General features: G+C 59.0%; 13 protein-coding genes. 6 read left to right on the top strand and 7 right to left on the bottom strand.

What is annotated here, in order from left to right; genetic code table 11:
• Positions 1–194: 194 nt before the first annotated feature.
• Both rpoB and rpoC read left to right on the top strand, forming a co-directional pair.
• Positions 195–4,019 (top strand): DNA-directed RNA polymerase subunit beta, encoded by a 3,825-nt coding sequence (gene rpoB / locus NMA52_RS08555; RefSeq protein ID WP_254827250.1) that lies wholly within the window; start codon positions 195–197, stop codon positions 4,017–4,019.
• A 112-nt stretch (positions 4,020–4,131) separates the two neighbouring features.
• On the top strand, positions 4,132–8,487 hold the full coding sequence (rpoC, locus tag NMA52_RS08550; protein ID WP_254827249.1) for a DNA-directed RNA polymerase subunit beta': 4,356 nt from the start codon (positions 4,132–4,134) through the stop codon (positions 8,485–8,487).
• A gap of 80 nt (positions 8,488–8,567) precedes the next feature.
• On the opposite strand, the gene NMA52_RS08545 is transcribed toward rpoC, so the two are convergent.
• Complete coding sequence (locus NMA52_RS08545) at positions 8,568–9,092, bottom strand: hypothetical protein (protein ID WP_254827248.1); 525 nt, start codon at positions 9,090–9,092, stop codon at positions 8,568–8,570.
• A 443-nt stretch (positions 9,093–9,535) separates the two neighbouring features.
• Here NMA52_RS08545 and NMA52_RS08540 point away from each other — a divergent pair, with 443 nt between their 5' ends.
• The 3 genes from NMA52_RS08540 to NMA52_RS08530 all read left to right on the top strand — a co-directional run bounded on the left by NMA52_RS08540 (position 9,536) and on the right by NMA52_RS08530 (position 15,218).
• On the top strand, positions 9,536–12,457 hold the full coding sequence (locus NMA52_RS08540; protein WP_254827247.1) for a glycosyl hydrolase: 2,922 nt from the start codon (positions 9,536–9,538) through the stop codon (positions 12,455–12,457).
• A gap of 47 nt (positions 12,458–12,504) precedes the next feature.
• Positions 12,505–13,446 carry a D-2-hydroxyacid dehydrogenase gene (locus tag NMA52_RS08535; RefSeq protein ID WP_254827246.1) on the top strand — a complete coding sequence of 314 codons (942 nt, stop codon included), beginning with the start codon at positions 12,505–12,507 and terminating at the stop codon, positions 13,444–13,446.
• 125 nt (positions 13,447–13,571) lie between these two features.
• Positions 13,572–15,218, top strand: a complete 1,647-nt coding sequence (locus NMA52_RS08530; RefSeq protein WP_254827245.1) for a hypothetical protein — start codon at positions 13,572–13,574, stop codon at positions 15,216–15,218.
• A gap of 12 nt (positions 15,219–15,230) precedes the next feature.
• Here the strand turns inward: NMA52_RS08530 and NMA52_RS08525 are convergent, their stop codons facing one another.
• Entirely contained in the window at positions 15,231–16,697 is a 1,467-nt protein-coding gene (locus NMA52_RS08525) for an alpha-L-fucosidase (protein WP_254827244.1), read from the bottom strand.
• A gap of 60 nt (positions 16,698–16,757) precedes the next feature.
• Positions 16,758–17,672, bottom strand: a complete 915-nt coding sequence (locus NMA52_RS08520; protein WP_254827243.1) for a carbohydrate kinase — start codon at positions 17,670–17,672, stop codon at positions 16,758–16,760.
• Positions 17,673–17,792: 120 nt separating this feature from the next.
• On the opposite strand from NMA52_RS08520, the gene NMA52_RS08515 reads away from it, so the two are divergent.
• Positions 17,793–20,957 (top strand): glycosyl hydrolase, encoded by a 3,165-nt coding sequence (locus NMA52_RS08515; protein ID WP_254827242.1) that lies wholly within the window; start codon positions 17,793–17,795, stop codon positions 20,955–20,957.
• Positions 20,958–21,635: 678 nt separating this feature from the next.
• Here the strand turns inward: NMA52_RS08515 and NMA52_RS08510 are convergent.
• The 4 genes from NMA52_RS08510 to ffh form a co-directional block, all read right to left on the bottom strand.
• Positions 21,636–23,204, bottom strand: a complete 1,569-nt coding sequence (locus NMA52_RS08510; RefSeq protein ID WP_254827241.1) for a hypothetical protein — start codon at positions 23,202–23,204, stop codon at positions 21,636–21,638.
• A gap of 153 nt (positions 23,205–23,357) precedes the next feature.
• Positions 23,358–24,200: a YfaP family protein gene (locus NMA52_RS08505; RefSeq protein ID WP_254827240.1), complete on the bottom strand. Its 843-nt coding sequence runs from the start codon at positions 24,198–24,200 to the stop codon at positions 23,358–23,360.
• A 53-nt stretch (positions 24,201–24,253) separates the two neighbouring features.
• On the bottom strand, positions 24,254–24,766 hold the full coding sequence (locus tag NMA52_RS08500) for a hypothetical protein (protein ID WP_254827239.1): 513 nt from the start codon (positions 24,764–24,766) through the stop codon (positions 24,254–24,256).
• 495 nt (positions 24,767–25,261) lie between these two features.
• Positions 25,262–26,602 carry a signal recognition particle protein gene (gene ffh, locus NMA52_RS08495; RefSeq protein ID WP_254827238.1) on the bottom strand — a complete coding sequence of 447 codons (1,341 nt, stop codon included), beginning with the start codon at positions 26,600–26,602 and terminating at the stop codon, positions 25,262–25,264.
• Between the last annotated feature and the right edge of the window lie 42 nt (positions 26,603–26,644).

The following is a 26,644-nucleotide window of genomic DNA, read 5'->3' as shown; positions in this document are numbered from 1 at the left end:
GCGGACAACGGTCTGGCTGGGCCATTCGCGTATAAGAAATCGCCTGCGTGCGAAACTAATTCGGGGCAGATTCTGTTGTGTTTCTTCGCAATGCCCCATACCCTCCGGAGAATTTCCTCCGGAACACATACCATACTCCTGGATCCAAGCCACCGCGGAAGGCTATCCGGGTTAAATATAAAGGAAAACTGCTAATGACGTCAAACGGCCAGATCCTTAACGCCGAAGAGCAACGGGTGAGCTTCGGTAAGATTAAGCTAACCGATCATTCCCCCGATCTTCTAGAAATTCAACTAAAATCCTTCCAGGAATTCTTCCAGCTGGAGACCACCCCCGAAAATCGGGCACTCGAAGGGCTCTACCGGGTTTTCCAGGAAAACTTCCCCATCTCCGATACCAGGAACATCTTCAATCTGGAGTTCCTGGATTATTTCGTTGACCCCCCGCGCTACACCATCGAGGAGTGTATGCAACGCGGACTCACCTACAGCGTGCCCCTGAAGGCCAAACTGCGCCTCTCGTGTAACGACGAGGAGCACGTTGACTTTAAGACGATCGTTCAGGATGTATTCCTCGGAAACATCCCCTACATGACGCCGAAGGGTACCTTCGTCATCAACGGCGCCGAACGGGTCATCGTCTCCCAGCTACACCGGAGCCCCGGCGTGTTCTTCGGCCAGAATTTCCACCCCAACGGCACGGCGATCTACTCCGCCCGCGTCATTCCCTTCAAGGGAGCCTGGATGGAATTCGCGACCGACATCAACACGGTCATGTACACCTACATCGACCGCAAGAAGAAGTTCCCCGTCACGACCCTGCTGCGCGCCATCGGCTACGACTCGGATAAGTCGATCCTCGACCTGTTCGACCTGGCCGACGAAGTAGCCAACACCCGCGAAGCTCTCACCGCCGCTATCGGCCGTAAGCTTGCCGCCCGGGTGCTGCGTGCCTGGACGGAAGACTTCGTCGACGAAGATACCGGCGAACTCGTCATTCTGGAACGGAACGAAATTATCCTGGAACGGGATACGGTTCTGACGGAAGACAACATCGAGGACATTCTCAGTGCCGACGGCATCGAAAACATCATCCTGCAGAAGGAGGATGTGGGAATGGACTACAGCATCATCTACAATACCCTGCAGAAGGATCCTTCCAGCAGCGAGATCGAAGCCGTTCAGTACATCTACCGCCAACTGCGGGGCAGCGATCCCCCCGACGAAGAGACCGCCCGCGGTATCATCGACAAGCTCTTCTTCAGCGACAAGCGTTACAATCTCGGTGAGGTCGGACGCTACAAGATCAACCGTAAGCTCAACGCCGGTACCGACGACGAGACCCTGGTACTGACCAAGGAGGACATCATCGCCATCGTGAAGTACCTCGTAGGTCTGATGAACCAGCGCGCGGAGATCGACGATATCGATCACCTCAGCAACCGCCGGGTACGTACGGTAGGGGAGCAGTTGTACGCTCAGTTTGGTGTCGGACTGGCCCGTATGGCCCGTACGATCCGGGAGCGCATGAACGTCCGCGACAACGAGGTATTCACGCCGATCGACCTGATCAACGCGCGTACCCTGTCTAGCGTCATCAACTCCTTCTTCGGTACCAGCCAGCTGAGCCAGTTCCTGGACCAGACAAACCCGCTGTCCGAAATCACCCACAAGCGGCGGATTTCCGCCCTCGGACCCGGTGGTCTGAGCCGCGAACGTGCCGGCTTTGAGGTACGGGACGTCCACTACAGTCACTACGGTCGTCTCTGTACGATTGAAACGCCGGAAGGACCGAACATCGGTCTGATATCCACCCTCTGCGTCCACGCGAAGGTCAATAAGATGGGCTTCCTCGAAACCCCCTACCGCGCCGTCGCCGACAGCCAGGTGGTTATGGAAGGAGATCCGATCTACCTGAGTGCCGAAGGGGAAGACTTCAAGAAGATCGCCCAGGCCAACGCCACGATCAACGAAAAGGGAGCCTTCACCAGCGACCGCGTCAAGGCGCGTGACCACGGCGACTTCCCGGTCCTCGAACCCGCGGAGATCGAATTCATGGACGTGGCTCCGAACCAGATCGTGGGAGTATCCGCTTCGATGATCCCCTTCCTGGAGAACGACGACGCCAACCGTGCCCTGATGGGATCGAACATGCAGCGTCAGGCCGTTCCCCTGCTGAAGCCGGCCAGCCCCATCGTGGGTACCGGCCTCGAAGGAAAGGTAGCCCGTGACAGCCGCATGCTCATCAACGCCGAAGGCGATGGGGTAGTGGAATACGTCGATGCCAACGAGATCATCGTGCGCTACGAGCGCTCGGAGGAAGACCGTCAGGTGTCCTTCGACGACGATACCAAAACCTACCGCCTCACGAAATTCCTGCGGACCAACCAGGGAACCTGCGTGAACCTGAAGCCGATCGTCCGTCGCGGACAGAAGGTAAAGGAAGGCGACATTCTTTGTGACGGATACGCCACGGAGAAAGGCGAACTGGCCCTCGGACAGAACCTGAAGGTGGCCTTCATGCCCTGGAAGGGATACAACTTCGAGGATGCCATCGTGCTCAGCCAGCGCGTCGTTCGGGAGGATATCTTCACCAGCCTCCACATCGAACACTTCGAACTCGACGTGCGCGATACCAAACTGGGCGAGGAAGAACTGACCAATGACATCCCCAACGTTAGTGAGGAAGCCACCAAGGACCTCGACGAGAACGGTATCATCCGGGTCGGAGCCTGGGTGAAGGAAGGTGATATTCTCATCGGTAAGATTACCCCGAAGGGGGAAAGCGATCCCACGCCGGAAGAAAAACTTCTCCGTGCCATCTTCGGCGACAAGGCCGGTGATGTGAAGGACGCCTCCCTCAAGGCCAGCCCTTCCCTGAAGGGCGTGGTGATTGGAAAGGACCTCTTCAGCCGCACCAAGAAGGAGCAGGCCCAGAAGGACGCCGAGAAGATCGAACTGCAGAAGCTGGAGGACGAGCACAAGGTGAACCTCAACAATCTGAAAACCCTCCTCGTCGATAAGCTGGATAAGCTGATTCGCGGACGGGCCAGCCAGGGCGTCAACACCATCTACGGTGAGGTCGTCGTGCCCAAGGGAGAGAAGTTCACCCAGAGCCTGCTGCGGGAGGTCGACTACACGACCATCGACTACAGCGGTTGGACCACGAGCGACGAGCTTAACAGCCTCATCGCCCGCCTGCTGCACAACTACAGCATCAAGGTCAACGAGGAAGTCGGTCGCTACAAGCGCGAGACGTTCAACATCAGCGTTGGTGACGAGCTCCCCGCCGGGGTACTTAAGCTGGCCAAGGTTTACCTCGCCAAGAAGCGCAAGCTGAAGGTGGGTGATAAGCTGGCCGGTCGCCACGGTAACAAGGGAATCGTAAGCCGCATCGTCCGCGATGAGGACATGCCCTTCCTGGAAGACGGTACGGCCGTCGACATCATCCTGAACCCCCTCGGTGTACCCTCCCGGATGAACCTGGGACAGATCTTCGAGACCGTTCTCGGTTGGGCCGGTGAAAAGCTCGGCATGAAGTTCGCTACCCCCATCTTCGACGGGGCGAGCCAGGATGAGATCGAGGAGTACATTCAGAAGGCCAAGCTGCCTACGCTCGGCCAGGCGTACCTCTTCGATGGAGAAACGGGTGACCGCTTCCACCAGCAGGCTACGGTCGGCGTGATCTACATGCTTAAACTCAGCCACATGGTTGACGACAAGATGCACGCTCGCTCCATCGGCCCCTACTCGCTCATTACCCAGCAGCCGCTCGGTGGTAAGGCGCAGTTCGGTGGTCAGCGCTTCGGTGAGATGGAAGTATGGGCGCTCGAAGCCTTCGGTGCCTCCAACATCCTGCAGGAGCTGCTCACGATCAAGTCGGACGATATTCAGGGACGGGCCAAGGCATACGAGGCCATCGTTAAGGGCGACAACCTTCCCGAGCCGAATATCCCCGAATCGTTCAACGTACTGGTACACGAACTCCGTGGACTGGCCCTGGACGTCAAGTTCGACTAAACCGTCGGGTTCCCCGCTCCGACGGGAGCAGGGTATTTTGAAAACTAAGGTTAGGCGGGGACGCAGGAGCATTGCACCCGCGCCCCCGCCAACCTTCCCTATAAAATAAACTATGGCATTTAAGAAGAGTAACAACCTCCAGAAGCAGGACTTCGATGCGATCACCATCAGCCTGTCGAGCCCGGACGATATCCTGGAACGCAGCTACGGTGAGGTGCTGAAGCCCGAGACCATCAACTACCGCAGCTATAAGCCGGAACGTGATGGACTTTTCTGCGAGCGTATCTTCGGCCCCGTCAAGGATTACGAGTGCTACTGTGGTAAGTACAAGCGTATCCGGTACAAGGGCATCGTCTGTGACCGCTGTGGGGTCGAAGTCACGGAGAAAAAGGTGCGGCGTGAGCGTATGGGACACATCCGCCTGGTCGTGCCCGTCGTCCACATCTGGTTCTTCAAGTCGCTGCCCAATAAGATCGCCTACCTCCTTGGCTTCAGCTCGAAGCACCTGGAAAGCATCATCTATTACGAGCGTTACGTCGTGATCAATCCCGGAATCCGGGAGAGTGAAGAGATCATGCACAAGACTCTCCTCACGGAGGAGCAGTATCTCGACATCCTCGAAACCCTGCCGCCCGAAAATCAGCAGCTCGAAGACGGTCACCCCGACAAGTTCGTAGCCAAAATGGGCGCCGAGGCGATCCGGGACCTGCTCGAAGGTCTCAAACTCGACGAGCTCAGCTTCCAGTTGCGCCACCAGGCCAATACGGAAACCAGCCAGCAGCGGAAGAGCGAGGCCCTTAAGCGCCTCCGCGTAGTGGAAGCTTTCCGCGACGCACAGGAGAACGTGACCAACAAGCCGGAGTGGACCATCATCCAGTACCTGCCCGTCGTTCCGCCGGAACTGCGCCCGCTGGTGCCCCTGGACGGTGGCCGTTTCGCCTCCTCCGACCTTAACGATCTGTACCGCCGGGTCATCATCCGCAACAACCGCCTGAAGCGCCTGCTAGAGATCAAGGCTCCCGAAGTCATTCTCCGCAACGAAAAGCGGATGCTGCAGGAAGCCGTCGATAGCCTCTTCGACAATAGCCGGAAGTCCAACGCCGTGAAGGCCGAGGGTGGTCGTGCGCTGAAGTCGCTGTCCGATATCCTGAAGGGCAAGCAGGGACGCTTCCGTCAGAACCTGCTCGGTAAGCGGGTCGATTACTCCGGCCGTTCGGTTATCGTAGTAGGTCCTACCCTGAAGCTGCACGAGTGTGGTATTCCGAAAGGAATGGCCGCCGAGCTCTTCAAACCGTTCATCATCCGTAAGCTCATCGAGCGCGGTATCGTCAAGACGGTTAAATCCGCTAAGAAGCTGGTTGACCGTAAGGAGCCCGTGATCTGGGAAATCCTGGAGAACATCCTGCGTGGCCACCCCGTCATGCTCAACCGGGCGCCGACGCTGCACCGTCTTTCGATCCAGGCCTTCCAGCCTAAACTGATCGAGGGCAAGGCGATCCAACTGCACCCCCTCGTTTGTTCGGCCTTCAACGCCGACTTCGACGGTGACCAGATGGCCGTTCACGTGCCGCTGAGCCAGGCCGCCATTCTGGAGGCCCAGGTGCTGATGCTTTCGGCCCACAATATGCTCAACCCGCAGAACGGTACGCCCGTGACACTTCCTTCCCAGGATATGGTACTCGGTCTGTACTACATTACCAAGCAGCGCCGCAGCGAAGGTGACGTCAAGGTGAAGGGTGAAGGACGTAAGTTCTATAGTTCCGAGGAGGTGATGATCGCCTACAACGAGGGACAACTTGACCTCCACGCCGTCATTCACTGCCGCGTACCCCAGGAAGACGAGAACGGCAAAATGAAGCTGAAACTCATCGAGACCACTACCGGTCGCGTGATGTTTAACAGTGCCGTCCCGAAGGGCATGCCTTTCGTAAACGTACTGCTCACGAAGAAGAACCTGAAGCTGGTCATCGCCGATATCCTCGAGCGGTCCAACTTCGCCATCACGGCCACCTTCCTTGATAAGATCAAGGACATGGGCTTCACCTGGGCATTTAAGGGCGGTCTGTCCTTCAACCTCGGTGACCTCATCACCCCGTCCGTTAAGCAGGATGTTCTTACCCAGGCCCGCACCGAAGTGGACGAGGTGATGGACAACTTCAACATGGGTCTGATCACCAACAACGAGCGCTACAACCAGATCATCGATAAGTGGACGTACGCTGACAACCAGATCACCAACACCCTCATGCAGGAGTTGGCCACGCACAAGCAGGGCTTCAACTCGGTCTACATGATGCTGGATAGCGGTGCCCGGGGTTCCACTCAGCAGATCAAGCAGCTGTGCGGACTTCGTGGACTGATGGCCAAGCCGAAGAAGTCGAACGACAGTGGCCCGGCCGTTATCGAAAACCCGATCCTCTCCAACTTCGTGGATGGTCTGTCGGTACTCGAATACTTCATCTCCACCCACGGTGCCCGTAAGGGTCTGGCCGATACGGCCCTCAAGACCGCCGATGCCGGTTACCTGACCCGTCGTCTTGTCGACGTCGCCCAGGACGTGGTGGTCATGGAAGATGACTGTGAAACCCTCCGTGGTATTGATACTTCCGCCCTGAAGGAGAACGATAAGGTTGTGGAGAGCCTGACCAGCCGCATCGCCGGTCGCTACTCCCTCCACGAAATCGTCCACCCCGTTACCGATGAGGTGATCGTAAAGGCCGATGAATACATCGACGATCGCACCGCTAAGTACATCGAAGACGAGGGCATCGAGGAAGTAACCATCCGCTCCGTCCTCACTTGTGAGGTGAAGCGGGGAGTTTGCGCGAAGTGCTACGGCAAGAACCTCGCTACCGGCCGCAAGGCGGAAATGGGGGATGCCGTCGGTATCATCGCCGCCCAGTCGATCGGGGAACCCGGTACCCAGCTGACGCTCCGGACGTTCCACGTCGGTGGTATCGCTTCGGTTACCCGGCAGGAAAGCGAACTCGTTTCCAAGTTCAACGGTAAGGTCGTCTTTGACGGTGTTCGTGTAGTCACGGCCGAGAACGAAATGGGCGATAAGCAGGACGTCGTGCTGTCCCGGTCCGGCGAGATCAAGATCGTCGATCCGGAAAGCGGCAAGGTTTACGCCACCCAGCACCTTCCCTACGGCGGTACCATCCACGTGAAGGACGGTCAGGACATCAAGAAGGGCGACGTGATCGTCGAATGGGATCCCTACAACGCGGTGATCATTTCCGAATTCAAGGGTATTGCCCGCTTCAGCGACATTGACGAGGGCGTCACTTTCCGGACCGAGCGGGATGATCAGACCGGCTTCGAGGAGAAGGTGGTCATCGAAACCCGGGACCGGAAGAAGATCCCCACCATCTCCATCCTGAGCAGGGACGGAGAGGAGCTGCGGAGCTACAACCTGCCCGTAGGTGCCTACATCAGCATCGAGGACGGCGCCGAGGTTGCCATCGGAGAAAAGATCGTCAAGATCCCCCGGAAACTGGGTAAGATCGCGGACATCACCGGTGGTCTGCCCCGGGTAACGGAACTCTTCGAAGCCCGTAACCCCAGCAACCCCGCCGTGGTCTCCGAGATCGACGGAGTCGTCACCTTCTCCAAAAAGATCAAGCGCGGTAACCGCGAACTGATCGTGGAGGCGAAGGACGGACAGAAGCGCAAGTACCTCATCAACCTGAGCAAGCACATTCTTGTCCAGGATCAGGATTTCGTCCGCGCGGGAATGCCACTCTCCGACGGAGCGATTGCTCCCCGGGACATTCTCGACATCAAAGGCCCCTTCGCCGTACAGACCCATCTGGTCAACGGCGTACAGGAAGTGTACCGTTCGCAGGGTATCACGATCAACAACAAGCACATCGAAGCCATCGTGCGTCAGATGATGCGCCGCGTGGAGATCGTGGACAGCGGCGACACCACCTTCCTGGAAGGAGAGGCCGTCGAGCGCTACGAATTCTTCGAGCAGAACGACTGGATTTTCGATAAGAAGGTCATCACCGACGCCGGCGATAGCGAGAAGCTCAAGGAAGGGCAGATCGTCACGATGCGCCAAGTTCGTGAGGAGAACAGCTACCTGAAGCGTAACGACCTTAAGAGCGTCGCCTTCCGGGATGCGCAGGCCGCTACCTCCTTCCCCCTGCTGCAGGGTATTACGAAGTCGAGCCTCGGAACTCCGAGCTGGATCAGTGCCGCCTCGTTCCAGGAAACTACTAAGGTCCTCTCCACCGCCGCCATTGCCGCCAAGCGCGACTACCTGGAGGGACTGAAGGAGAACGTCATTGTCGGCAAGCGGATCCCCGCCGGTACCGGTATGCGGAAATACGACCGCCTCTTCGTCACGACGAAGGAACAGCAGGAAGCCTGGGAAGCCCGGCAGGCCGCCTTCGCCGAGGAGGAAGCCGCCGCCCGCGCCGCCGAAGAAGCCGAACTGGCTACCGAGGAACCCGCCGAATAGGCCCGTACCGACAACATGAACAACGCCCCGCCGGAAGCTTCCGGCGGGGCGTTTGTTATGTGTGTATGAGTAACCGGTGGCTAGAGGACCCGCGTACAGGTGTAAGTGATGGTTTGCTCGCTACGGGCCTCCGCGCCGTCCTTTATCTGGGTTTGCGTGCCACTGGCCTCCAGGACCAACTCTGTTTCGGTAAGCGTCAGGATGGTCATTTCGCTGGCTTCGCTCTGATCGGTCCAGGCACGGAGGGTATTGCCCTGCACCTCGTATTCCCCTTCGCCGAAGAGGTCGCTCATGGTATTGGTATGTACCTCGGACTGGCCATTGTAGGTCGTAGTCGTCTCCATGGTCAGGGTTCCCTGACTGTTTACGGTACCGTTCGCGTGGAAGTTCATGATGAAGTCGGTAGGCTCGACCAGGCGATTCGTAAAGTCGACGACGTACGTTTCGCCCTGGTATGTAGTGGTTGTCTTACCGCTACCGGTTCCGTCATCTATCGACCAGCTGCCGACAATGGAGCTCTCGGGTGACGTATTTTCCTCGTCGGTATCGCAGGACGGAAGGAACAGGGCCACCGCTACGAGCAGGAATAGTGAGTTAAAATGCATTATGAATGGGGTTGATGTGTGACGGGTGAGTGGGGGTATAGATGACCGACCAATAGGTCGTCAGGTAGCCAAGGAACGGATCGTCCGCGGCGTAGGCTGTACACGAAGGGGACGAAGGTAAACCAAATGGTGGATCAAATCGTCCGAAACGCTATTGATCCATCAATTGGCCGGATGTCGTTTCTTGGTGCAAATTGAAGACTACTGCTTAATTGCTGCATAGAGAAAACGTAGCCGGCGGGGGACCTTGCACGAGTAAGTGAGTCGGTGATTTCATTCCAGGAGAGCGTGCGGGATTCAAGAGCGATTTGTCTGCAAGTTCTTCCGGAGTGTCATCAATCCGCCCGGAAGGCCCGGCCCGGGGTGAATCCTGTCGCGGACCAGTTCCCTGGGAAGCACCGATCACCACGCCGTATTACCTGAATGTTGCCAACCTTGATCCAATGCGTACCGTAGCCACCCTCTTTTATACCGTTTGTTGGGCGATGCTGGTTCCGTTGAGTGGGTGCGTGGGCACGGTAAGCGAGTCCACCCGTATACCCGACTGGCCGGAAATAACTTCGGAGAACCGCATCTGGACGCGCTGGTGGTGGCACGGCAGCGCGGTAACCCAAGCGGGTATTACGGCCGAGCTGGAGTCGCTACGGGAAGCCGGCTTCGGTGGGGTAGAACTTACCCCCATCTTCGGCGTGATCGGAGAAGAGGAAAGCTTCGTGAGCTACCTTTCGCCGGCCTGGATGGAACTACTCGGGCATACGCTGCGGGAAGCCGATCGCTTAGGTATGCGGGTAGACATGGCGACGGGGACGGGGTGGCCCTTCGGCGGGCCCTGGGTCGGACGGGAGGATGCGGCCAAGTATCTGGCGCACCGGACCTACGAATTATCCGGGGGGCAACAATTAGCGGATAAGATCGAGTACCGGCAGGAGCCGATTTTTCGGCGGGTAGAAAACCGGGTGCTGCGGCGGTACCGCGCGGCGCGAGTGGAAAAACTCCCCGCTACAAGTCCGGTAGAAGCAGACAAGCAGTCGCCGGCGGAGATTACGCTCGAGGACATCGACCCCGACATCAAACGTAACGCCGACCTGCAGGGATTGGCGCTCGATCAATTACGGTTTCCGGATTTTCTGCCGCTCATAAGTCTAGTGGCCTACGGGTCCGACGGAGCGGTCATCAACCTCACGGACCAAGTCGCCGACTCCGGTACGCTGGACTGGACGGCACCGGCAGGGAACTGGAAACTGTACGCTCTTTTTCGGGGTCTGCACGGCAAGATGGTCGAGCGGGCGGCCCCCGGCGGGGAGGGTAACGTGATCGATCACTTTTCCGGGGAGGCCATCACGAACTACCTAAGCCGCTTCGACGAAGCATTTCGGGGGCAGAACATCGGCGGGCTGAGGGCCTTCTTCAACGACAGCTACGAGGTGGACGACGCCCGGGGACAGGCCAACTGGACACCGGCCCTGCTGGAGGAATTCGAGCGGCGGCGCGGCTACGACCTGCGGGAGCATCTGCCGGCGCTGTTCGGGGAGGCGGACGCCGCGGAAAACGCTCGCGTGCTATCGGATTATCGGGAAACCTTCTCCGACCTCATTCTGGAAAATTTCACGGCAGGGTGGGCCGAGTGGGCCGGGCGGAAGGGAGCTATCGTTCGCAACCAGGCCCACGGTTCTCCGGCTAACATTCTCGACCTCTACGCCGCTTCCACGATACCGGAGACGGAAGGTACCCAGAGCTTGCGCATCAAATTCGCCACCTCGGCCGCTAACGTCACCGGAAAACCCCTGGTCAGCGCGGAGGCCGCAACCTGGCTGGACGAGCACTTCGTAGCCAACTGGGCGGATCTGAAGGCAAATCTCGATCAGTACCTTGTGAACGGGGTAAACCACCTCGTCTACCACGGCACTGCGTATTCTCCGCCGGACGACGAATTTCCCGGTCGGCTGTTCTACGCCGCCTTCCACGCGAATAATCGGCATCCCATGTGGGATGACCTGACCGCGGTGAATACGTACGTGAGCCGGGTCCAGTCAATGCTCCAACGCGGAACGAGCGACAATGATATTCTGCTCTACTTCCCCGCTTACGACCGCTACGCTACGCCCGGCCCGGAACTATTGCAGCACTTCGACGGTCACGGGCCCCATCTGGACGAAACCCCGGTAGCCGAAGTGGGAGAGGCCCTGCTCGCGGCCGGCTACACCTTCGACTTCATATCCGATCGCCAGCTACGGACAACTACCTACGAGGCGGGCATCAGAACGGCCGGGGGAACCTACGGGGCGGTACTCGTGCCGAAAACGGAATTTATGCCCCTGGAAACCCTCCGACAACTGACGGAACTGGCCCGGGCCGGAGCGACCCTAATATTCCAGGGAGCACTACCGACTACGGTGCCCGGCTACCACGAATGGGAGCGGCGAGAGCGGGAATTTCAAAGTTTGACCCGCGAAATTGCCGCGAATACCTCCGCTGAATCCGGGATCGTAGTCGCCGACGACTACTTATCCGTTCTCCCCCGGCGGGGAATCGACGTTGAGTCCATGGTAGCCCGGGGGTTGACCTTCAACCGGAGAAACTACGCCGGGGGGACGCTATACTTCATCAGCAACTGGTCGGCTGAAGACGTGGATGATATGATTGCCCTGGCCGCTCCGGGCGCTGCGGCGGTGCTGTTCGACCCGATGACCGGTAGCCGGGGCGTAGCCCGGACGGTCGTGAGTGCTAATTCGCTAAGCGCGAGACTTCAGGTGCCGCGGGGCGGTTCCGTGTTTCTGTGGGTAAGTCCGAAAGCAGTCGACGGCGATCCGTGGCCGTACTTCGGGGCGACCGGACAACCGATGGTCGTGGGGGATACCTGGCAATTGAAGTTCACCAAAGGAGGAGCCCTACTTCCGCCTTCCCTCGAACTACCCGCTCCCCGGGTTTGGAACGGCGAAGCGGGGGCAGCTTATCGATATTTCTCCGGTACCGGTCGCTACACGACGACCTTCCCCCGGCCCGCCGGCACCGCTTCCGGCTATCTGCTCGACCTGGGTCGGGTGCACGAAACCGCCCGGGTAAGTCTGAACGGTACTCACCTGGCGACGCTCATCGGTCCGACCTACCGGATAGCCCTACCCGCCGAGCGGCTTCGTGAACACAATACCCTTACGGTCGACGTATCGAATCGCTGGATCAACCGGATAATTCAAATGGACCGCGAGGGAATATTCTGGAAAAAATTCTACAACGTCAACTTACCGGCCCGCCTAAGGGAAAACGTCGGTCCGCTCGGAATTTTCGATGCTTCCGGCTGGGATCCCGTTCCCTCCGGACTGGCCGGGCCGGTCACGCTCACGGCGGGTCGCCTCCCGGATAAGTGATTCCACGAGCCCGTAATTCCCGTTGGAGTGAAACGTAACTTGCGACTATGATTTACGTCAAATTACCCCTGAACCTCACCGAAGTGGCGTACCTCCGCACACGGTCCGCGGGGGAGGAACTTTGCCTGGAACAGGACATTCCCGACTCCGAACGCCGCGCCGCATTTCTCGCCGCGGAGATCGTGCTGGGCAACGTGCCCCCCGACTGGTTAACGGCCAGCGACCAACTGCGGTGGGCGCAGCTAAGCTCCGCCGGTTTTCGCCCCTACTCGACGCTGAGCGATCGCGACCTAAATTTTGCCATTACGAATTGCGCCGGCGTCTTTGGCATCCCGGTCGCCGAAACCGCCCTGGCCGGCATCCTGGCGTTGGTGCGGGGCATCCCCACCTTTGTCCGGGATAAGGGCGAAAGGCACTGGCGTGGTGACCTGATCCGACCGGAGCTCGGCAAACTTTCCGGTAGCCAGGTGATCCTGCTGGGACACGGAGACATCGGGGGAAGCGTGCGGCGAATGCTGCAGGGCTTCGGCTGTATGGTGTCTACCATGGGGCACCGTCGCGGTTCGGGCGCCGATTTCTATACCGTGGAAGAGCTCGATAACCGGCTACCCGCGGCGGATGTAGTGGTGGCCGCCCTTCCGGAAACGGAGCAAACCGTAGGCCTTTTCGGACCGGACCGACTGGCACTCCTCGCCCCGCACTGTATACTCGTCAACGTCGGGCGGGGTAGCCTGATTGACGAAGCGGCCTTGTTGGAGCAGTTGCGGGCCGGCAAGCTCGGCGGCGCCGTGCTGGACGTGACCGGGCATGAACCCCTGCCCGAAGACGATCCGCTCTGGACCGCGCCGCGCACCCTCCTGACTCAGCACAGTGCGGGTGGAGCACGGGACGAACACCGGCTGATCATCGATCGCTTCTTGCACAACTTCCGTCGCTTCCGCAGCGGCGAGCCGCTGGAATACGTGGTCGATCTGGGACGTGGGTATTAATTAAAAATATATACGATCGGTCTAGTAACTAGCTGCCGGGCTTGACGATGAACGGTGTAATTCACCCCTCGAATCCCCGGCCGCGTCCGGGGCGGGGGAGTGGGGATCACCCTAATTCCTCTCCCATGCGTACCCCGAACGATTCCTTCACCCTCCATCCGGCCCTGCTCGATCATCTGCGGTACCGCGACGAATTATTGCTCAAGGACCCCCGCCTGGTCTACCCCTGGTGGCGGCGCCCCTGCCGGGTGCGGGTGCTGCTGGTCACGAACGGTTTCCTGGACTTCGGCCCCGGCGATTTCGGACTATCGACCTTCGTGCAAATGCTGACCAACGACCAGCGCTACTACGTACGCTTCGAAATTACCCTGGCACACCGGGGTACGAACGTCGGGGATCCCGGCATCGCGGTCCACCGGACCATCCCCCAATTCCGCTTCGACAATACCGACCACTTTTCCGGAGACCTCTACGATCAGGTGTGGCTGTTCGGCGCGGATTCCGGAGGCGGGGCACTGACCAATGCCGAACTTCTCACGCTGGCTGGTTTCATGAACGGCGGGGGCGGAGTTTTTGCTACGGGTGACCACGGCAACCTGGGAATCGGACTGTGCGGAAACGTGCTCCGGGTACGCGCCATGCGACTCTGGGATAATGCGACGGGCAAGGTCGGGATGACCGATCCCCACCGCAACGATACCAACCGGGCGGGGCACGATGCAGGATCCCAGTTTGACGACCAGTCGGACGACGTTCCCCAGACGATCGCGCCCAAACTCTACAGCAACCGATTAGGCTGGTTCTGGAAGGAAACCTATCCGCATCCGATCCTGTGCAGCCCTTCCGGTAAAATCACCGTGCTGCCCGATCACCCCCACGAGGGGGAATGCGTAACTCCTTCCTCCCTGACAACTACCTACCTCGACAACTCGCCCGAATTTCCCGGAGGCGTGGCTCCCGAAGTCATCGCCCATTCCACCGTGCCGGCCGGCAATACGGCGGGCAGCAAACAGGCCACCCAGGCGCAGACCTTTGGTGCCATCAGTGCCTACGACGGCCACCGCGCGTCCGTCGGCCGGGTCGTGACGGACGCCACCTGGCACCACTTCGTCAACGTGAACCTCGTAGGGGAGATCTTCGATGTTGACGGCAACCGGGGCACCACCGAGCACTACACCAAGCTGAACGGATTCATGAGTACGGCAACCGGCCAACAGCATCTCAAGCAGATCAAGCACTACTACATCAATACAGCCGTCTATCTGGCACGACCCCAGCAGCAGCGGTGCTTTAACACCCACTACATCTGGGACCTGACCTTCAATCACCGCGTGATCGAGGCGACCACCAGTCACGCAAACCTTGATTTTGGTCGCATCCATCCGAGTCTGCTGTACGAAATCGGAACCCACGCCACCGACGTGCTGGGACGTAAGGCCGGACAGTGCCGCCGTCTCAAATTTACCCTCGATATCTTCTACGAACTGGAGGCGCTCCCCGACCTCATTCCGGATATCGATCCCTGGATAAGCCGCTTCGACCCCGAGGAAGCCCCCCTGTTGCCCTGGCTCAATCTGGAGCCCCTGTACGGCATCGTGATCGGCGCGGGACTGCTGGCCGTACGGGAAAAGTTCCTCGACGCGGACGTAGAGCCCGACCAGGTGGAAGACGACGACATTCGCCGGGTTTTCGTCGAAGGGGCCCGGAGGGGACTCAAGCACGGCAGCGACAGCCTCAACCGACGACTGGAAATCGTGAATACCCTACGGTAGGGTACGTAGCCATCAGTACACCGAGACCCGTGACAGCAACGGCGGAGCCAGGGCTTCCGTGATCTCGATCACGATACGGTCCGTCGTCACTCGCTCCACGGGGAGAATGCGCTTATAGCCGATCGTATGTCCGCTACCGATTTCCCGCACCGCCCCGTCCACCTCGGCCAGTACCCGGAAGGCGGATACGCGCTGTCCCAGCCGGATAGGCTCCTGCAAGGTGACGTATCCGATTTCGGCGGGCGCGGTCAGGGTAAGGCTCAGGGAGCCCGCAGTCGTGTCGGCTTCCGTGGCCCAGTACGTATCCGGGTCGTCGTCGAGGACGCGGGCGGGGGCGTAGTCGTCGTGCATGCCGAGGTAGGCCTCGCCCCGCGCCGTTGCCGCGGCGGCGAGGTCGTCGGCAAAGGTGGAGTCGATCATGGTCCGCCACGCGCGCAGGGAGGCCACGTCCCGCTCGTGAATACGTCCGCGGCGATCCGGGGGGATATTGAGGAGCAGTACGGAGCCCCGCCCCACGGAGGTCAGGTAGATGTCGAACAATTGTTGCGGCGTTTTGACCAGGCTGTCTTCCCGGGGGTGGTAGAACCAGCCCGGGCGAATGGATACGTCCACCTCGGCCGGCATCCAGGTATCGGCACCGGCCGTACCCTGGTTGAGCAGCTCGGTGATGCCCGCCTTGCCGGCGTACAGGGTGTCGGGGTCGATGGTGTTCCAGTTCGGCTCGCCCGCTACGCCCCGCTCGTTACCGACCCAGCGAATGTCCGGGCCCGCGTCGCTGAAAATGATCGTGTGGGGCTCGGGTTGCAGCTCACGTACCATGGCGATCGTCGTAGGCCAGTCGTAGTAGTGTTGGCCGTCAATGCTCCTGCGCTCGTCCGCCCCCCCGTAATGGCCGTCACCTCCGTTCGCGCCGTCGAACCACATCTCGAAGATGGGACCGTAGTTTTCGAAGAGCTCCCGCAGCTGATTGCGGTAGTAAGTGATGTAGGTGGAGTCGCCGTAATTGGCGTGGTTGCGGTCCCAGGGGGAAAGGTAGACGCCGAACTTCATACCGTGCGCGCGGGCGGATTCCTCGACCAGCCCGACGATATCACCCTGCCCGTTCTCCCACGGACTTTGCTCGACCGAGTGGTCGGTGTGCGCGCTGGGCCAGAGGGTGAAGCCGTCGTGGTGTTTGGATGTCAGGATCACCCCCCTGAATCCGGCATCCCGGAGGGTAGACATCCACTGGTCCACGTCCAGTTCGGTCGGGTCGAAAATTTCCGGGCGCTCGTCCCCGTAGCCCCATTCCAGGTCGGTGAACGTGTTGGTCGTAAAGTGGATGAAGGCGTTGGTCTCCATAGCGTGCCACTCCAATTGGGCTTCCGAGGGTAGGGGGCCGAAGGGTTCGGGCGCGGGGGGCGGCGGCGGCGCGCAGGAGCCGGCAAGTAACAGCAGGGCAATCCACCCGGGTAAAAGGCGAAGATCAAAATCGGTCATGGCGTAGCTTATGGGACCAAGCTACAAATACACGGTAGATCAGCGGGCCGAACCCCCCGCCTAATTCAGCTGTGTTGTAGGGCTGCCTTCCCGGCGGCGCTGTTGCAGTCGTTCCACATCCTCCAGCCGGTAGGTAGGTGTGCCCCCCGCCCGGGATGCCGTGTGGGCCCCCGCCGCCGCGGCGAAGTCCAGGGCTTCCGCCGGGCTCCCCCCTGCAAGGTAGCGGGTGAGAAAGGCCGCCAGGAAAGTGTCCCCCGCTCCGATAGTGTCGGCTACTTTTACGGAATAACAGGCCTGCTCGGTCAGTCCCGCCTCATCCAGGCAGGCGGCGCCTCTGGCGCCCATGGTCAGGATTACGGCCCGTAGGTCGTACCGCCGGTACAGTTCACGAAGCCGGTGCTGCCAGGGCCCCGATAGCTCGAGCCACTCACTGATGAGCTCCAACTCCTCGTCGTTCACTTTCAGGATGTGCGTGCGACCGATCAGCTCAAGGATCAGTGCCTTATCGTAGAATGGTTTGCGCAGATTGACGTCAAAGACGGCGCAGGCCGATTGGTCGATTAGGGACAACAGGAGTTCCCGGTTGGCCGGACTGCGGCACGCCAGGCTGCCGAAGACCAGCGCGTCGGCACCGGCGACTGCCGCAACGGTTTGTTGTGAGCCAATGAGGTGATCCCAGGCTACGTCCTCCACGATTTCGTACACCGGCGATTCCGGGGTAGGGAAGTTCACCTTCACGGTGCCGGTCGGACGATTGTTGTCGATCTCTATAAGGCGGGTATCGACGCCTTTGTCCGTTAAAAAGGTCAGCAGGTCACGTCCCCGCTCGTCGTTTCCCACCCGGCTGACGATGGCGGCATCGGCGCCAAGCCGGACGGCATGGTAGGCCACGTTGAGGGGCGCGCCCCCGATGATGGACCGCTCGGGAAGGAGGTCCCAGAGAACCTCGCCAAAACAGATGATGCGTGGCTTCATGCGTGATCGATTTACGTTAGCTGGGGGTTAAAGAACGGAAAAAAAGGACAAGGCCGCGCGGTCCTTCCGGTCAGAGTTCTTGGTGAGGTGGTAACTTATCCCCCGAAATCAAGCCAACCTATGCGACACCAGCTACTTTTTCTGCTTCTCTTCGTATCGCTCTCCGTTTCCCACGCACAGCCCCCGGCGGATACGTCGGAAGTCGCCCGGTTTTTCGCCCCCCTCCAGTACCGTAGTATCGGTCCCTTTCGCGGCGGACGGTCGGTCACGGCCACGGGCGTAGCCGGCGACCCCCTCACGTACTATATGGGCACGACCGGCGGCGGCGTCTGGAAAACGGAGGATGCGGGACAGCACTGGAGCAACGTCAGCGATGGCTACTTCGGCACGGGGTCCGTGGGAGCGGTGGCCGTTTCCCGGAGTCATCCCCGGGTAGTGTATGTCGGTATGGGGGAGCACGCTCCGCGCGGCGTGATGACTTCCCACGGCGACGGGGTCTATAAGTCTACCGACGGCGGTAAGAGCTGGAAACATTTGGGCCTGCCCGAAACCCAGCATATCTCGCGCATCATCATTCATCCTACCAACCCCGACGTGGTGTACGTAGCCGCCCAGGGACAACTTTTCGGACCCAACCCGGAACGGGGCGTCTACCGCACTATAGACGGCGGGACGCACTGGGAGCGGGTGCTGTACGTGAATGACCTCACCGGCGCTTCCGAACTGTCGATGGACCTGTCCGATCCGAACGTTCTCTACGCGGCCATGTGGCACCACCAACGGCTGCCCTGGCAGGTTGTCAGCGGCGGACCCGGCAGCGGTTTTTATAAATCGACCGACGGCGGTACCACCTGGAAGGAGCTGACCGAAGGTCTGCCCGGAGAGAAGGGAAAACTGGCCATCACGGTAAGCCAGTCCAATCCTAACAAGGTTTACGCCCTCGTCGAAAGTGATTCCCAGGCGGACAAGGGCGGATTGTTCGTGTCGGAGAACGCGGGAGCAAACTGGACCCAGGTGAGCGACGACAACCGGCTCACCCAGCGGGCCTGGTACTACCTCGAAGTGTTCGCCGACCCCACCAACGAAAACGTGGTCTACGTGCTCAGTGCTTCGGCCATGCGCTCGATCGACGGGGGAAAAAGCTGGGAGACCCTCAGCGGTACCCACGGCGACTACCACGATCTGTGGATCAACCCCGACAATCCCCGGAACCTCTGCATCGCCAACGACGGGGGAGCGGCCATCAGCTTCAATTACGGAAAAAGCTGGTCGACCCAGGATAATATGCCCACCGGTCAGTTCTACCGCATCAATGTAGACAACCAGTTCCCGTACCGCATCTACGCGGGGCAGCAGGACAACACCTCGGTGGCCATCGTCAGCCAGTCGTTGGGGAGTTCGGGAATCACGACGGCCGACTGGTCCGCCTCGGCCGGGGGCGAGAGCGCCTTTCTGGCTTTTGACCCCGACAACCCCCGCTACGTACTCGGAGGCAGCTACCTCGGAACCATCGAGGTGCTCGATAACGAAGCCCAGGCCAGTACCAACATCATGGCCGCGCCCATTCAGTACCTGGGGCGGGCCGCCAGCGACATGAAGTACCGCTTCAACTGGAATGCGCCGATCATCTGGTCGCGACACGAGCCCGGTACGTACTACCACGCCAGTCAGCACCTGATGCGCACCCGTGACCTGGGCAAGACCTGGGAGGAAGCCTCCCCCGACCTTACCCGGAATCAGAAGGATAAGCAGATCAAGGGCGGTGGACCCTATACCGTAGAGGCGGTGGGAGCCGAAAATTACGGGACCATCAGCTACGTGACCGATTCGCCCCACGAAGCCGGCGTGATCTGGGTGGGTACCGACGACGGAAAGGTGCAACTGACCCGTAACGGCGGAGCGGATTGGAGCGACGTAACCCCCGCGGATCTGCCGGAAAGCCTAGTGAACGCGATCGAGGTTTCTCCCCACGATGCCGGCACGGCCTACATCGCCACCACGCGCTACAAGTTTAACGATCATACCCCCCGCCTGCTGAAAACCACGAATTACGGTAAAAGCTGGACCGATATCACCGGCAATCTGCCCTACGGTGCCTATACGCGGGTGGTCCGGGAAGATACCGACCGCCGGGATCTCCTCTTTGCCGGTACGGAGACGGGCATTTACGTGTCCTTCGACGGGGGTAAGGACTGGCAGCGGTTCAACCTTAACCTGCCCCTTACCCCCATCACCGATCTGCGGATCGCCCACGACGATCTTATCGTAGCCACTTCCGGTCGCGCCTTCTGGATCCTGGACGATCTGGAACTGGTGCGGCAGTACCGGAAGGTAGACCGCAAGCCCGTAGTGTTCGCTCCCGCCCCGAGTATGGTCACCAACTCCCGGAGCGGACTGGACGGAAACGGAGACGATGCCGAAGCCACGGATCCTCTGCGGGGGGTCAATCCCGCGACCGGGGTGGTGATGTACTACTATCTGCCGGAGTCGGCCGATACCAACGAGGTCAGCCTCACCATCCGGGACGGCGGCGGGGAGGTCGTCCGCACGTTCACCAACCGGAAGGACGACAGTGTAACTACCTACCCCGGCGGCCCGCCGGCCCCGGTAACCCTTCCGGCCAAAAGTGGGATCAATCGCTTCGTCTGGGACCAGCGCTACGCCCCCCTGACCGGAGCTCCTACCGCCTACATCGAGGGGAGCTTCCGAGGGCACAAGGTCGCTCCGGGTGGGTATACCCTCGAACTTACCACCCCTGAGGGAACGGTCACTACACCGGCGACGATCCGGCCCAACCCGCTATACGGACTCAGCGCGGAGGAATACGCGGATTACCATACGTTCATGGCGGCCGCCGAGCGGAACCTCAACGAGATGCACCGCCTGATCAACGATCTGCTGGCGGCGCGGGAAGACCTCGAGGAGGTAGTACACGAACTCGGGGACCGTAAGCTTCCGGAACTACGATCGGAGGCCGAGGCTGTGTTAGCAGAACTGAAAGACTGGGACGAGCGCATGGTCCAGCGCAAGTCGAAAGCATACGACGACGTGGAGAACTTCGAGAATAAGTTCTCGGCGAATTATCTCTTCGTGCTGAACCACGCCGAGAGTGCTCTTCCCCGGGTGAACGAGCCTACCCGGCAACGATTGGGGGAGCTGGAAGAGGAATGGCAGCGGCTACGTACCGAGGGAATGGAATTGCTGGGCTCCCGCGTCCCCGCCCTGAATGAAAAGCTGTGGACGGCCGGCATTGGTGCTATCCATACGCCGCGGCGGGTGAAGTAAGCTAGGCTGTGGATAATTACGGGGCTGGGTATGTCTCGGACCGGAGGCCGCTCAACCTTGGAGGTATGTGACGGTCCGGATGTCAATCCCAAACATAGCGGAGCCGGTGCTCATTCCCAAAAAAACTAAACTATGGGATGAGCACCGACACTGAGAGAGACACTATGAACAAACACTTCATTGCAGCGGCATAATGCCTTGCAACACAATTCCAAATTGCTTAGAATCCCTAGTAAAACCCTAAAATCGAGGGATTAGTATTCAGCTGACAAATTTTTTTGTTTAGCGCGGCAATCGGCCGGCGACCGCTCAGCCGAGAAAGGCGGACGTACGTGCTTATTTGAACGTTTAAACGGGCAAATGGCGGGGGCTAAGTCTCGTGAGATTCCCCGAAGAATCGGATGTTCCAGCGCCTGAGGACGAGAGGGGCAAGGAGATCTTCGGCGGAAGGCGCGGGTACGTTATTGTGGTCGGAGGCAAGTCAGGAATGGGGACGGTATGGCCCGCGGGGGCTCCGGGCCGGCCGTACCGAATATGAATAGGCAGAAACTTGGGAAATGGGGGTGACTCCTTAGGGGGTAATGGTACAAACATAGTGACACCCATTATTCACACCAATCCCATTCACTATGTACTTCTTACTTCATTTATACTACCAATTTATCGTTACCGAAGATGTTATCGTGGATTAAGCCACGGGGCATTCCGGTGACGGGTCGGACACACTTCTCGCTCGCGCAGCAGTAGGCCCGGCCGGTGATGCAACATCAGACAGTGTAGCCATTCTCTGGCATGTAGGGGTTGATCGGTAGCGATCAACCCCATTATTTTGGAATATTCCTCGGTAAGTCTTTCCTGGTTTTTCAGGGTAAAAACCTTCTGGGCGATGGTGGCAAAACGCTTGAAACTCTGAATCTTTTCGTGGCTGACCTTATGCGTACGGTTATTCAGCAGGCTATGGAAGTTGTTCATGGCGCGGTTGAATTCATCCATGTACTCATAACGGTTTACGTAAAGACAGAGCGCACTCCGCACGCGTATGGAAATAAACCGGAGCGCCTCGTCATCCAGGTGTTCGTGCACCCGGTTTTTACGGCCCAATTTGCTTAAGTTATTAATGACGGCCTCGTGGTTATCCGCATAAAATTCCACCATGGTATCGGCGAGTAAGCGCGTGGTTTTACGGTGATGAAAGGTCAGCCTATGCCGGAGAAGATCAATTAACTTTCTGGCCAGGGGTATATCCCCGATAATGCAAGCGATCTGTACCTGATTATGAAAAAATGATCGCGTAATCGCCGCGTATTCCTCGTACAGACGGTTGTCCAGCATGAAATTGATCCAGTAGCTCCATTCGGACTCCACATCCCCCGGGGCGGTCAGGTATTTACGGCTTAGGTAGTTATTGACCAGTAAATAAAACGTGAGGGCGTGGTGCCTGCTTAGTCGGGGGTGGAGGGTGGCGAACCGGGATTTGAAGGATTGGTACGCCTCGTCGCTGCCTTCCCGTCCGGCGATCAGGGGTTCAACGGCTTGGTATAACTCAATAAGCCGACGATGCTCGCGGTAAAGCGCATTGTCGGGGACCGGTAATTCACAACTGCCGAAAATGCGCGTACGATTGATCCGTTCGTTTCGGTACTGCGCCGAATAAAGGTCGCATACGTCATCGAGCCTGCGTTCAGCCTGTCCGGGGTCGCTCTGGACTTGGCGATCCTTACGTACGGATAACGAAAAATGCGCGGCGTGTTCCATCTGCCAACTGTAGAGGAGCCGCTCCGAACCGAGGGGGAGCTCGGCGATACTTTCGCGCCAGTCAGCGACCGCACGCATATACAGATCGGGGTAAGCGCAGCCGTCGAGGACCGCCACCAGCAGGGCGTCACGTTTGGCGCGACAATCCTGTACGCTCGCTACGGCGAGAAAATCAAGTACGGCCTCCTGCATCTTCCGGAAAAGTTTGGCCAGGGCGCGTTCCGGATTGGCCGGCTCCCGTGTTTTATATAGTTTCCGCAGCAGCGCGGCTCCCTGCAGAAAACAGGCCTGACCCTGATTTTTTTGGTATATGATCGGAAAGAGAATCGGGAGTCGCGAACTATGCCCGAAAAAAGGCGAGGCGAGGTACTGGCGGAAACGTTTCGTCTGCTCCTCCTCCAGGAGATCAAAATGACGACAAAGCTCATCCAGCTCCCGGGCCAGACAAGCTTTGCCATCAATGACGATATGAAACGAGGCACGTTTCTTCACGGAAAGGGAATGATAATTACCGGGCTGTCGGGCTATGTCCGGGAGTACCCCGGCCTACCTAACGGCACGATATTAGGTGTTCAATCCCCTGAAGATGCACACCAAGCGTCGTAAAGGCAAGCGGTCGACGCATTAATGCACATATAGTGCGAATTAAAAACTAATACTGCCGCCTCGCTTGGTAAAAGTGACGACGTCAACTCGTTCGTCCTGGAATGTCCTACCCGAAAACGAGCGACTGACGCCTCCACCACTTACGGTTACGTAGAAGGTGGTGGGGCCCGGTCCACTGTAGTGATCTACCTGTACGCGGTATTCGCCGTCGGGGGCATCGTTATCCCAGAAAATGTTTTCCGGACCGAAGCCGTCAAGATCATCGCGATCGAGTTGTCCGCCCGAATCCGAGTAGTCGTTCAGGTAGGAGATCGTGGTGCCGTCGGGTTCGGTGACGTGCAGGTCCTGGTCGCTGGTATCGTCCCAGCTCAGGCTGATTTGCACCACCCCGGTGCCGAGGCGCAGGACGACCACGCTGGCCGTAGCGGTATTGCTGACCTCTCCGGCGTTGTTGAATACGCTGAAGTTCACGCGGAAGGTGCCTTCCAGCACGTTGGTCGGCAGGCCCAGGGGAAGGCTCAACTGTCCGGAGCTGCCGGACGCCTGGTTGTAGGGAACGATGAAGTAATTGCCCGCCCCGTCGATCTGAACGTAGCAGCCCGCCAGGTCGTCGGCCGCATTGGCGTAATTGAACGCCAGGGGAGTGGTCGAGCCGTTGGAACTGATCAACTCGGGAATACGGTTGGTGACGGAAGGGGCCGAGGCCGCGGCGGTGGGCGGCGGCGGGGCACCGTCCTGGCGAACGTTGCCGTCGGGAAGAATCAGTACCGCGCTGAGCGCGTCCGGGTCCGACGGGTCGACGAACTCCTCTTCCTTCTTATCACAGGAAAATAGGTTCGTCAACAGGATCAGTGCGAAAAAATACGTGTGGATGTTGTTCATAGTGCTAGAATTACAAATTATAAAGGCTACCGATCCGGACCGTCGGACGCGGACTAATCACCCAGGATGTAGCGGGCGGTCAGGGCGTACTGACTGTTGAAGGAATCGTCGAAGATTTCCTCCCCGATGAATAGGGTGGGCATGAAGTCGAGACTCAGGTTGACCGGGGCGTTGGAGAAGACGTAGTCCAGGCCCACGTTCCCGTGCACGCCCAGGCGCACGTCGCTGTAGTCGCTGTCGCCGAAGCCGTCGTCGAAGCTCCATACGTAGGCGCTGGCACCCCCGCCGAAGTAGTACCGCAGGCCGTCTACCTCGCCGATGGCACCGTGCCACTGCAGCAGCCCTCCGGCGTTGAACTGATTGAAATCGTAGCCGAAGTAGTCGCGATTGCGGTAGCCGACGATGGCCTCGATCCCTAGGTTATCGCCGAAGGGAAAAGCCTTGAAGCTGAGGGCAATGGGAGATCCCAGGCGAATGCCGATGGCGGAGGTGTATTCCTGGGCCGTCAGCGTCCCTGAACCGAACATCAGGGCGGAGAATAATAGGGTGTAAAGTAGTGCTTTCATAGTGTGTTGATTGCGCCGGGCCGTGGCCCGGCCGTGGAGAGAAGGGTGAAAATCGAAAAGGGAAAAAAAAGAAGTCGGCCGTTCACTTTCTGGACAGACATACGCATTCTATACGCGCACGGTGGCAGGGTATTAGAAGATGGCCGACTTCGTAAATCAGGATAAACTAACCAAGGATGTCAGGGTAGGTGTCTAAATCCAGACGCGGTGCCTTTGGGAAAGGGGGGCTTATCGCCGGACCCGGCGGCGGGGCAGGGCGGGCGGGGGTATTCGAGCGGACGGAGCGGAAGCCGTCGGCCAGTTTGTTTTGGGTGTTGCATAGCGTGTTCTAATTCCTATCCCCTAAGGGACGAAATTTCGGGCTATACACTGTGGATAAAGAATGGTAAAACTGGGGGGCGAAACGCTATAAAGTTGGTTTATAAGCCGTACAACGTGCTATAAAACAAGCGATTAGCTGCCCGGCGTGCGGGTGGTCTTCGGCCCTAAGTTTTTTTACCGGCGCTTGCCGCCCTTGAAGTTTCCGGCCATTTGGGCCATCATCGGGTTGTTGGACATTTTATGCATCATCTTACGCATACCGTCGAACTGCTTGATGAAACGATTCACATCCTCCATGCTCTGGCCGCAGCCCTGGGCAATCCGCTTCTTACGGCTCATGTTGAGCAGGGCGGGGTCGGCCCGCTCCTGGGGCGTCATGCTGTAGATGATGGCTTCCACGCGACTGAAGGCGGAATCGTCGATGTCGATGTTCTTCATGGCTTTCGACATGCCGGGGATCATATTGAGCAAACTCTTCATGTCGCCCATTTTCTTGAGTTGGGCCAGCTGACTGAGAAAATCGTTGAAGTCGAACTTGTTCTTCTTGATTTTCTTCTCCAGTCGCTTGGCTTCTTCCTCGTCGAACTGGTCCTGCGCGCGTTCGACGAAGGATATGATGTCGCCCATCCCCAGGATGCGCTGGGCCATCCGGTCGGGGTAGAAGACGTCGATGGCGTCCATTTTCTCGCCGGTGCTGACGAATTTGATGGGCTTTCCGACGGTATACTTTACCGATAGGGCCGCGCCCCCGCGGGTATCACCATCCAGTTTGGTGAGCACCACGCCGTCGTAGTTGATGCGTTCGTTGAAGGCCTTGGCCGTATTGACGGCATCCTGACCCGTCATGGAGTCGACGACGAAGAGCGTTTCGTTGGGATTGATCGCATCGCGCACGTCGCTAATCTCCTGCATCATCTTTTCGTCGACCGACAGGCGGCCGGCGGTGTCGACGATCACCACGTCAAACTTGTGCTGGCGGGCGTGGTCAATGGCGTGGAGGGCAATCTCGACCGGGTTCTTATTCTCGGGTTCCTTATAGATCTCGGCGCCGACCTGTCCGGCCAGTACCGTCAGCTGGTCGATGGCCGCCGGGCGGTACACGTCACCGGCCGTCAGGAGTACCTTGTGCTTGCGCTTCTCCTGGAGATACTTGGCCAGCTTACCGCTGAAGGTGGTTTTACCCGAACCCTGCAGACCCGCGATCAGGATCACGGCGGGGGAGCCCTTGGCGTTGATGCCGACCGACTGTCCGCCCATGAGCTCGGTAAGCTCGTCCTGGACGATCTTGACCATCAACTGCCCGGGCTTGACGGCCTTCAGTACGTTCTCCGTTCCCAGAGCCTTGTCCTTCACCTTATCGGTGAATTCCTTGGCAATTTTATAATTGACGTCGGCGGCCACCAGCGCCCGGCGAATTTCCTTCAGGCTGGTCGCTACGTTGATTTCGGTGATCTTGTTGTCGCCGGTCAGCGATTTAAATGCACCCTCGAGGCGGTCGCTCAGATTATCAAACATATCATTTCAACTTTGACCCGCAAAGGTAAGAAATTAGGACAC

Source organism: Lewinella sp. JB7, from assembly GCF_024297185.1.
GTDB lineage: Bacteria > Bacteroidota > Bacteroidia > Chitinophagales > Saprospiraceae > Neolewinella.
The sequence above is the reverse complement of the archived record's forward strand: the minus strand, read 5'-3'. Positions and strand labels throughout refer to the sequence as shown.

What these genes read in the sequence shown, in the direction of transcription:
- NMA52_RS08545 (WP_254827248.1), bottom strand. Translation starts at nt 9,092, where the DNA reads ATGCATTTTAACTCACTATTCCTGCTCGTAGCGGTGGCCCTGTTCCTT.
- NMA52_RS08530 (WP_254827245.1), top strand. Translation starts at nt 13,572, where the DNA reads ATGCGTACCCCGAACGATTCCTTCACCCTCCATCCGGCCCTGCTCGAT.
- rpoC (WP_254827249.1), top strand. Translation starts at nt 4,132, where the DNA reads ATGGCATTTAAGAAGAGTAACAACCTCCAGAAGCAGGACTTCGATGCG.
- NMA52_RS08500 (WP_254827239.1), bottom strand. Translation starts at nt 24,766, where the DNA reads ATGAAAGCACTACTTTACACCCTATTATTCTCCGCCCTGATGTTCGGT.
- NMA52_RS08535 (WP_254827246.1), top strand. Translation starts at nt 12,505, where the DNA reads ATGATTTACGTCAAATTACCCCTGAACCTCACCGAAGTGGCGTACCTC.
- ffh (WP_254827238.1), bottom strand. Translation starts at nt 26,602, where the DNA reads ATGTTTGATAATCTGAGCGACCGCCTCGAGGGTGCATTTAAATCGCTG.
- rpoB (WP_254827250.1), top strand. Translation starts at nt 195, where the DNA reads ATGACGTCAAACGGCCAGATCCTTAACGCCGAAGAGCAACGGGTGAGC.
- NMA52_RS08515 (WP_254827242.1), top strand. Translation starts at nt 17,793, where the DNA reads ATGCGACACCAGCTACTTTTTCTGCTTCTCTTCGTATCGCTCTCCGTT.
- NMA52_RS08540 (WP_254827247.1), top strand. Translation starts at nt 9,536, where the DNA reads ATGCGTACCGTAGCCACCCTCTTTTATACCGTTTGTTGGGCGATGCTG.
- NMA52_RS08505 (WP_254827240.1), bottom strand. Translation starts at nt 24,200, where the DNA reads ATGAACAACATCCACACGTATTTTTTCGCACTGATCCTGTTGACGAAC.
- NMA52_RS08520 (WP_254827243.1), bottom strand. Translation starts at nt 17,672, where the DNA reads ATGAAGCCACGCATCATCTGTTTTGGCGAGGTTCTCTGGGACCTCCTT.
- NMA52_RS08525 (WP_254827244.1), bottom strand. Translation starts at nt 16,697, where the DNA reads ATGACCGATTTTGATCTTCGCCTTTTACCCGGGTGGATTGCCCTGCTG.